The organism is Psychroserpens sp. (assembly GCF_045105015.1).
In the GTDB taxonomy this organism is placed as follows: Bacteria; Bacteroidota; Bacteroidia; order Flavobacteriales; family Flavobacteriaceae; genus Psychroserpens.
This window is the reverse complement of the sequence record NZ_JBGCCX010000092.1, coordinates 18020-27938: the sequence shown is the minus strand read 5'-3', so window position 1 is coordinate 27938 and position 9919 is coordinate 18020. Positions and strand designations below refer to the sequence as shown.

9 protein-coding genes are annotated in these 9919 nt (G+C 30.6%); 4 read left to right on the top strand and 5 right to left on the bottom strand.

Annotated elements, in window-relative coordinates; translation table 11 throughout:
* Positions 1-324 (bottom strand): TetR/AcrR family transcriptional regulator (locus AB8B90_RS07030; RefSeq protein WP_405335110.1); only part of this gene is annotated, 324 nt, incomplete at its 3' end.
* A gap of 166 nt (positions 325-490) precedes the next feature.
* Between AB8B90_RS07030 and AB8B90_RS07025 the strand changes: the two genes are divergently transcribed.
* Positions 491-952, top strand: coding sequence for a cold-shock protein (locus tag AB8B90_RS07025; RefSeq protein WP_405335108.1), 462 nt, complete (start codon positions 491-493; stop codon positions 950-952).
* A gap of 52 nt (positions 953-1004) precedes the next feature.
* Here the strand turns inward: AB8B90_RS07025 and AB8B90_RS07020 are convergent, their stop codons facing one another.
* The 4 genes from AB8B90_RS07020 to AB8B90_RS07005 form a co-directional block, all read right to left on the bottom strand.
* On the bottom strand, positions 1005-1574 hold the full coding sequence (locus AB8B90_RS07020) for a pseudouridine synthase (protein ID WP_405335106.1): 570 nt from the start codon (positions 1572-1574) through the stop codon (positions 1005-1007).
* A gap of 2 nt (positions 1575-1576) precedes the next feature.
* A complete protein-coding gene (locus tag AB8B90_RS07015; RefSeq protein WP_405335104.1) occupies positions 1577-3889 on the bottom strand; it encodes a DNA topoisomerase 3 in 2313 nt (770 codons plus the stop codon).
* Between the two features lie 461 nt (positions 3890-4350).
* Positions 4351-5232, bottom strand: coding sequence for a M28 family metallopeptidase (locus AB8B90_RS07010; RefSeq protein WP_405335102.1), 882 nt, complete (start codon positions 5230-5232; stop codon positions 4351-4353).
* Between the two features lie 80 nt (positions 5233-5312).
* A complete protein-coding gene (locus AB8B90_RS07005) occupies positions 5313-6128 on the bottom strand; it encodes a DUF1853 family protein (protein ID WP_405335100.1) in 816 nt (271 codons plus the stop codon).
* A 157-nt stretch (positions 6129-6285) separates the two neighbouring features.
* Here AB8B90_RS07005 and fabG point away from each other — a divergent pair, with 157 nt between their 5' ends.
* Genes fabG through AB8B90_RS06990 form a run of 3 tightly spaced genes read left to right on the top strand, consistent with a single transcriptional unit; the run spans position 6286 to position 9909 of the window.
* Positions 6286-7032 (top strand): 3-oxoacyl-[acyl-carrier-protein] reductase, encoded by a 747-nt coding sequence (gene fabG, locus AB8B90_RS07000; protein WP_405335098.1) that lies wholly within the window; start codon positions 6286-6288, stop codon positions 7030-7032.
* Positions 7033-7047: 15 nt separating this feature from the next.
* Positions 7048-9081 carry a VWA domain-containing protein gene (locus AB8B90_RS06995; protein ID WP_405335096.1) on the top strand — a complete coding sequence of 678 codons (2034 nt, stop codon included), beginning with the start codon at positions 7048-7050 and terminating at the stop codon, positions 9079-9081.
* A 12-nt stretch (positions 9082-9093) separates the two neighbouring features.
* Positions 9094-9909: a prohibitin family protein gene (locus AB8B90_RS06990; protein WP_405335095.1), complete on the top strand. Its 816-nt coding sequence runs from the start codon at positions 9094-9096 to the stop codon at positions 9907-9909.
* Positions 9910-9919 lie beyond the last annotated feature (10 nt).

Genomic DNA, 9919 nt, shown 5'->3' with positions numbered 1-9919 from the left:
GATATTAATAGCTTTCTCTAGTTTCTCTTCAGTATTTGACATATTTGTAGTTGAAAAAACTAATTGATACTCAAGCCAAGCCCAATACCACGACGTTAAATAGAGGAGGAGTTTGTGCTTACTATCAAAGTATCTGTAAATAGAACTTTCATTAGAACCGATAATAACACCCAGCTTTTTAAATGTAAAGCTATCAAAGCCAATATCATCTATTAGTAAAATACTATGCTCAATGATTCGCTTACCAAGATCAGAAGATTCAGGATCTTTTAAATAGATCTTATCATTGATGTCAATTTTCAAATTTGAAAGTAAATATTTCATTTTTTATTAATTTACACGCAAATATAATAGTATTACTATCAATTAGCAAATTTTAACTTTAGATTAACTAATTGCGATATCGTTCTTTAAATTAAATTATAACTATTATCTTTACGATTATTGTTGCATTAAGTAACATTAAAATTAAAATATCCAATAGTAAAGAATGGCAAAGTCGCAACAGACCTTCAACAAAAGTGAAAAAGAAAAAAAACGTTTAAAAAAGCGCGAAGAGAAACGTAAGAAAATGGAAGCGCGTAAGCTTGAAAAGCAAGAAAATGGTGGTGCTGAAAGCATTCCTTTTGCTTATGTAGATCAATTTGGAAACTTAACTGATAGTCCTCCAGATCCATCAGAAAAAATTAAAGTGAAGGCAAAAAACATTGTTATTGGCATCCCTAAAAAAGAAGAAGGAGACGAAGAAGAATACGATCCAATTCGCAAAGGAAAAGTTTCATTTTTTGATAACTCAAAAGGTTTTGGTTTTATTATTGATACCGAAGATCAAGAAAAATACTTTTGCCATGTGAGTGGATTAATTGACGAAATTCAAGAAAACGACAAAGTACAATTCGAATTAGAAAAAGGTAATCGTGGCATGAATGCAGTACGCGTTAAACTTATCTAATCATAATTTAACACAATAAAAAAGCTAATACGGAAGTGTTAGCTTTTTTTTATTAAATTCTATTAATTTCTAAAGTCGTACCCATTTCAAGACCTTCTAAAGTCATATTTCCTATACGAACTCTTACTAAACGCAGCGTAGGAAATCCTACTTTAGCTGTCATTTTTCGTACCTGACGAAACTTTCCTTCATTAATTGTTATTGAAACCCAAGAGGTTTTTCCGTGTCGTTCATCTCGTATTTTTTTTAAACGTTTAGGAAATTCAGGTTTGCTTTTTAGTTTAAATACTTTACAAGGCTTAGTGGTATATGTTTCACTTTGATGATTAATAACCACACCTTGTTCTAATTTAGAAATAACTTCTTTAGTAATTTCTCCATCTACTTGAACATAGTATTCTTTATCAGTTTTTGAACTCGTTATTTCATAACTTACTTTGCCATCTGTAGTGAGTAAAAGTAAACCTTCCGAATCTTTATCTAAGCGCCCAACAGCCATTGTTCCTTCTGGGAAATCATATAATTCACCTAAAAACTTTTTATTGCGCTCGTGTCTCGCATTCGTTTGAAACTGGCTTAAATAACCATACGGTTTGAAGAGTTTAAAATGACGATGTTTCATTTCTAAATATCACCTTTTAAAATAGAATACACCAAATCTTTAGTGAGTTGTTTATCTTTTGCTTTTGTTCGGATGGCATCAAATGACATTTTAAAATCACATCCATTTTTATAAGCACTACAACCATATGCCGTTTTGCCTCTAATGATAGTTCCGTTCTGACATTTCGGACAAATTATAGCATCTTTTGCTTTTTCTTTGGAAACCTTTGCGGTCTGCTTTTTAGGTTCTAAAACTAGTTTGAATTCGTCATCAAAACGTAATAAGCCTTCTGTGTTTCCTTTATCTGAAGAAAATCCTTTGAGATTTACAGTTGAACCTTTTTTTAATAATCTAATGAATTGTTTTTCAGATATTTTCTTTCCATAAACTTTAAATGGCAGAACAAAATCGCAACCCGATTTATAATTACTACATCCATTAGCAGATTTTCCTTTGATGAGCTTTCCATTTTTACATTTTGGACAAATTTCAGCGATGATTCCTTCTTTTTTAGTCAGTTTAACTTTTGCCGCTCGTTGTTTTAAAACAGAAGCTTGAGAGATGTTTGCTCGTTTTTTTTCACTTCTAACTTCATAAACCAATTCATCAACCATTTGTTTCATATTCTTGATAAACAAACTTGCACTAAACTCACCTTTTTCAATATCCTTGAGCTGCTTTTCCCAAAGTCCAGTCAATTCTGCGGATTTCAATAATTTATTTTGAATGGTATCAATTAAAGCAACACCTGTTACTGTAGGCAAAAGTTGCTTCTTGTTTCGTTTTATATATTGACGTTTAAATAAGGTCTCTATAATATTTGCTCGGGTAGAAGGACGACCAATACCATTTTCTTTCATCAAATCTCTAAGCTCGTCATCATCTACTTGCTTACCTGCAGTTTCCATTGCGCGTAGGAGAGATGCTTCAGTAAACTGACTGGGAGGTTTGGTCTGCTTTTCTAAAAAGGAAGGCGTATGAGCTCCTTTTTCACCTTTAACAAATGTTGATAACGTGTTTTTATCAGATGTATGAGAAGTTGACTCCTTGCCAAATTTAAAAACTACTTTCCAGCCATCTTTAAGAATTTCTTTACCAGTTGTTTTAAATTTTACATCATCGGCCTTTCCTATAACAGTTGTGTTTGATACTTCACAATCTGGATAGAACACAGCAATAAAACGTTTAACTATAATATCGTATACCTGTTGTTGATTGTATTGTAAGGTCGTTTGAACTCCTGTCGGAATAATAGCATGGTGATCTGTGACTTTTTTATCATTAAATACTTTAGTCGATTTTTTTATTTTTTTTCCTAATAATGGTTGAGTTAATTCAGAATAATTAGTGAGTTTTTGTAATATTCCTGATACTTTAGGATACATGTCAGAAGGCAAAAAAGTGGTATCAACTCTAGGATAAGTCACAACTTTTTGCTCATATAATTTTTGAACAATCTTTAATGTTTCATCTGCTGAAAACCCGAATTTTGTATTACTATACACTTGTAATCCAGTTAAGTCAAACAGTTTTGGAGCATATTCTTTGCCTTTCTTTTTTGCAGTTGAAACAATTTCAAAATCATGCGTCTTCACTTTATTAGCCAAAAATTCTCCGTCTTCCATTTTTAAAAAACGTCCTTCTTCATAGGCAAAAAGTGTCTCTCGATACAAAGTTTGCAATTCCCAATAAGGTTGTGGCTTGAAATTTTCAACTTCTTTAAAACGATTGACAACCATTGCTAATGTAGGTGTTTGAACTCTTCCTACAGAGAGTACCTGCTTATAGCCACCATGCTTTACAGTAAACAAACGTGTTGCATTCATGCCTAACAACCAATCTCCAATAGCTCTTGAAAAACCTGCGTAATACAAATTATCGTAAGCTTCAGAATCTTTAAGGTTTTTAAATCCGTCTTTGATAGCTTCTGCGGTTAATGAAGAAATCCATAGCCTTTGAACTTTACCTTTATAATTCGCTTGATCTAAAACCCAACGTTGAATTAATTCACCTTCTTGACCTGCATCACCGCAATTAATAACCAGTTCAGCGTTATCGAATAAAGATTTCACAATATTGAATTGCTTTTCAATACCTGCATTATTAACCACTTTCGTTTTAAATTTTTCTGGAAGCATTGGCAAATTGTTTAAATCCCAACTTTTCCAATACGGTTTGTAATCATTTGGTTCCATTAGTGTGCATAAATGACCAAAAGTGTAGGTTACAGCATATCCATTGCCTTCATAATAACCATCACGTTTTGTATTGGCTCCAAGTATTTGGGCAATCTCTCTAGCAACACTAGGTTTTTCGGCAATGCAAACCTTCATTTATTTAACTCCTATTTGATTAAAACAGTCCTGCAAAATAGGAAATTGTTACTGGTTATTAAAAGAGAATTATTGAGAGTTATTAACGAAATTCAAACGGTTTCTAATTATTAATGAACCAGACAAAAACATCAAGAATGTTATTGTTTTATGATAGATTGTGAATTGTTCTCTAATATGTGTTTCTGTAATACTTTCTGAGAAAAGAAAAGAGATTTCAATTACAAATCTAATAATTGCCCAAATAATAAGAAGTATTCCCCAAAATTTAAGCATTCTACTAAAATTTCTACGTGAAGAATTATAGGAAAAATAGAACAAGGTTAATATGATAAATATAAAAACAAAAGGGACATAACTTCCAATTAGCATATATTGAACTGCTTTAAAAGCGAATAACATTAAGCTTAGAATAAGGCAAATGACATATAATTTGTTATTCTCTATGTGTTGTTTAGAAATCATTGAGTAACAATATCCTTTATAGTTTCAAATACCAAATTAGTACAGGATAGCACATATTCAAAATTAACTGTTTGAAAAGTATCCTTTTTTGTATCCTTAAAAGGAGCATAATCTCCATTCATAAGTTCATCAGTAAGCCCAACAGCATTAAATCCGAGTTCTCTAAATGAATGATGATCAGTAGAATTAACATTAATTTCATATATTGGAATATTCAATAGTTTTGCATTTTTCTCATATAATTCCTTCAAATCTTTAGTCGGTAGTTCAATCTCTACAGCCTTATCACCATCTCGATCCCAACCCATAGTATCAAACGTATGTACAGAATGTATATTAAGTTCATCTTTTAAACAATATTTTGCGAAAGCTTGACTACCTATTAAATTTTCTTCTTCCTGATCAAAAAATACTACAATTATATTTTTGTTTCGAAAGTTAAGCGTCTTCAGTTCTTTTAATACCGAATAAATGATTGTCATTCCTGTTGCATTATCAATGGCTCCAGGGCAATGCCTTTCAGTATCAAAATGAGCACCTAAAATAATATAGTTATCACTTTTTTCAGTTGAAGGTAAAATTGTATAAACATTGGCACCAACAAATGGATTGAATAATAAGTCAATTAATGGATTAACATTAGGCATTTTATAATTTTGAATTTGAGCTTCTAAATTTAGATTTTCAATTAAATATGAGAGGTATTCACGAGTAAGCTGCCTATTCTCAATCGAACTCCTATTAGTGATGGTCTTTCCAATTGGTGACTTTGAATTACCACTTAATACAGAAATTATCTCTTTTTGTTCTAAACTTAAATCTTGTGAGAAAGAGTTTAAATAAATTAGGAATAAAAATAGTAGTAGATATTTTTGCATTAATTTTAGAATATTACTGTTAAATATAAGCTATTCTAATAATTTAAGGAATTACTTTATAAAGTCTTTTAAAAAAAAATTTACCACCAAACTAGAAAACACTTTTGAAGTGTACTATCAGGTTGCTTAATCCAAAGTAAAGGTGATTTGTTTTGCTTTAAATAATCAATTACTTCAGTTTTTATTGATATATAATCTAACCAGAATACATTAGTATGTGGTTCTAAAAACCAATCTAATTTTGAGGGAATAAAAAACTTACAAAAACTAAAATCCTCTAACTGGTTTAAGTTAAGATAAAATCCACTCAAGCAGTGCTCATTTATTAGCTTAAATTTTATCAAAGATTTATATGGAGAAAACAATTGAGCTTTAAATAAAATCTTCTGTTGAAAGTCTTCAGCATTTAAATTTAAACTCTTTAAAGTAGAATGACAATCTTCAGAATAAAGGAGTGGCAACTGCTTATCTCTAAGCTTTTTAAGTTTTTCAATTAAGCTATCATTTCGATTTGGACCAATCCATTGTGCTATTTCAGAGGTTCCTAATGAGGCATCAAATAAATAAAATTTATAAACGATTTCTAAATGAATTCGTTTGGTGTTAAATTCAATTAAAGCATCTAATTCGCCAAGAGTTTGTTTATCTTTCTGTACTTGAATGTTTTCAGCTAGAATCTTACAATTTTCAAACTGTTCCAACTCATTAAACACAAATTGTTCAGCAAGTTGTCCTAGTCGCAACTTCTTGTGTAATTTCCTTCTAAATAAAGAAAACCTATTATCACTATCTAATTCAAATTGTTGCAATCCTAAAATCGAATTTGATTTCCATAAGCAATAGGTGTTCAAATAACCATCATATAAAAATTGAATGTGTGAATCAGTTAAGCTCATCGTTCTGTAAAAATACTAATAAGAATATTAGCTTTTTATCGTTTAAAAAAAACAGATTTTTTGACCTCATAATTAAATGATAAAATTTAAGGTTTTTTTATTTCGTGCAACTTCAAATTGCTATATTTGAAAACCAACTTTTTTAACACAATCATACATGAAATTATTAGAAGGAAAAACAGCAATTATAACAGGTGCGAGTCGAGGAATTGGTAAAGGTATCGCTGAAGTTTTTGCACAACAAGGTGCAAATGTAGCGTTTACTTACAGTTCTTCTGTTGAAGCAGCAAATGCCTTAGAAAAAGAATTAAACAATTTAGGAATCAAGGCTAAAGGTTATCAAAGTAATGCTGCAAATTTTGAAGATGCTCAAAAACTAGCTGAAGACGTATTGGCCGAGTTTGGAAGTATCGATGTATTGGTTAATAATGCAGGAATAACCAAAGATAATTTGCTAATGCGAATGGGAGAAGAAGATTTTGACAAGGTTATTGAAGTAAATCTTAAGTCTGTATTTAACATGACAAAAGCGGTACAACGTACTATGTTGAAGCAACGTAAAGGCTCTATTATTAATATGAGTTCAGTAGTTGGTGTTAAAGGAAATGCTGGCCAAACAAATTATGCAGCTTCAAAAGCAGGAATCATTGGTTTTTCAAAATCTGTAGCTTTAGAGTTAGGTTCTAGAAATATTAGAAGCAACGTGATTGCTCCCGGTTTTATTGAAACTGAAATGACTGCAAAACTTGATGAAGAGACTGTTAAAGGATGGCGAAATGCTATTCCATTAAAACGTGGAGGAACTCCAGAAGATATTGCTAACGCATGTGTGTTTTTAGCGAGTGATATGAGTGCCTATGTCACTGGTCAAACATTAAATGTTGATGGCGGAATGTTGACTTAACTAACTAAATAGTAATTGCAAACAGACACTATAACATATATCATTATATCTGGAACCTTAGCGCTAACCTTAGCGCTTTTTCAGTATATTTTTAAATCTAAAAAAAGAACTAAGATTTATTGGTTTCTCACGTTTTTGAGGTTTGTTACTATTTTTTCTATAGTATTACTTTTAATTAATCCGAAGTTTGAAAAGCTTTCTTTTATTGACGAAAAACCAAATTTAATTGTAGCTGTAGATAATTCAGAATCTATTAACTATCTTAATCAATCTGAAAGCACAACTGCTTTGGTTGAGACTCTTCAGCAAAATGAAGCTCTAAAAGAACGATTCAATCTGCAATATTATACCTTCGGAAAATTAGTAAGACCAAATGATTCTTTAGGCTTCAATGAAAAACAATCTAACATTGCTGAACTATTTGATCGCCTCTCTGAAGTATATAACAATACAGTTTCTCCAACCGTTCTTATAACAGATGGTAATCAAACTTATGGTTATGATTATGAATTCATGACCAGTCGTTATAAGCAAGCTATATTTCCAGTTATTTTAGGTGATACGACCACATATTCAGATTTAAAAATTCAACAATTAAATGTTAACAGATATGTTTATTTAAAAAATAAATTTCCTGTTGAAATTATTGCCACCTATAATGGTAACAATCCAATAAATTCTCGATTGCGTATTACATCTGGTACGTCAACTGTACATTCTGAAGTTATATCATTTAGTAAAACACAAAACTCACAAATAATTAATGTAAAACTCCCTGCTAATCGAGTAGGAGTAAGAAGTTATAAAGCAGAAATTGTCCCATTAGATAATGAAAAGAACACAGTGAATAATATAAAAAATTTCGCTGTCGAAGTGATTGATCAAAAAACAAATGTTGCAATTGTGTCTGATATTGTTCATCCAGATTTAGGTGCTTTAAAAAAGTCTATTGAAAGCAATGAGCAACGGCAAGCAATAATTTTAAGCACTTCAGATTTCATAAAACAATCTCAAGATTTTCAATTGGTTATAGCATACCAACCAACCAATAACTTTAGGGCTTTATTTAAAGAAATTGATAGATTAAAACTGAATAAAATTGTTATTACTGGTACCAAAACTAATTGGTCTTTATTAAACCAATTACAAAGCAATTACAAACAGGAGGTAACAAATCAAGTTGAAGACTTTCAACCATCAGTAAACAAGAACTATAGTACTTTTATTGTAGATAATTTAAACTTTGAGGTTTTTCCTCCGTTACAATCAGAATTTGGCGAAACTACTTTTACTGTGCCTGTTGAAACACTTCTTTATAAGACCATAAATGGTACACAATTAGAAGAACCACTACTATCTACGTTTGAAATAGATAGCAAAAGAGAAGCATTACTATTAGGTGAAGGAATTTGGAGATGGAGAGCTCAAAGTTATATAGATGAAAAATCGTTCAACACGTTCGATAATTTTATTGGAAAACTTGTTCAGTATCTAAGTTCAAAGCAAAGACGTACAAGATTAAACGTGAATTATGAATCTTTTTATAATGGAAATGATAATGTAAAAATCACAGCACAATATTTTAATAAAAATTATGAATTTGATTCAAATGCTAACATCAATATAGATTTAAAAAATAAAGAGTCAGACAATATAAAAACTTATCCCTTTGTGTTAAAAAACTCAAATTATGAAGTAGATTTAAGTGGTTTAGACGCTGGAGAATATAATTTTACTGTAAAAACTTTAAGTGGTAATATTTCAAAATCTGGTACTCTTAAAATCTTAGACTATAATGTTGAACAACAATTTTTAAATGCAAATGTAACAAAGTTAGAACGTTTGGCTACCAATAGCAATGGAGCATCTTATTTTATTGATGATACAAGCAAAATAATAAATGATTTATTATCTGATTCTCGATTTACAACCATTCAAAAAAGCAGTAAAAAAATTGTACCTTTGATAGATTGGAAATACCTTCTTGGTCTTATCGCATTAAGTCTTGCCTCAGAGTGGTTTATTAGAAAATATAACGGACTAATTTAAAAAATAAAAACTATGGAAAAATTACCAAAAATCGCATTGCCAGTCATTTTTGTGGCAGTCGTATTAATTATATTATTAGCAAAATCTGCTGTAACTATTGGATCAGGTGAAGCTGGTGTTTTATATAAAACATTTGATAATGGTGTTGTTACAGATTCACCACCTTTAGGAGAAGGATTTCATATCATTGCACCATGGAATAAAGTATATGTATACGAAGTAAGACAGCAAGAACTATTTGAAAAAATGAAAGTATTATCATCAAATGGTCTTGAAATTCAAATTGATGCGTCTGCTTGGTATCAACCAGTACAAAGCCAATTAGGTAATTTGCACCAGACCTTGGGAGAAGGTTATTTGCAACGTGTAATTCAGCCTGCAATTCGTAGTGCAGCAAGAAGTGTTATTGGACGTTATACACCAGACGATTTATATTCAACAAAACGTGATGCGATTCAAGTTGAAATTTATGAAGAAACCAAAAAAATACTTGATAAACAATATGTACAATTAAATGAGGTATTGGTTAGAGATGTAACTTTACCACCAACAATTAAAGAAGCTATTGAACGTAAATTAAAGCAAGAGCAAGAATCATTAGAATACGAATTTAGACTTGAAAGTGCTAGAAAAGAAGCTGAGAAAGTAATTATTGAAGCAAAAGGTAAAGCAGAATCAAATAGAATTCTAAGTGCATCATTAACAGATAAAATTTTGCAAGATAAAGGTATTGAAGCAACTGTAAAACTATCAGAATCACCTAATAGTAAAGTTATTGTTATAGGTTCTGGAGATACAGGAATGCCAATAATATTGGGTAATCAATAATACCTTAACA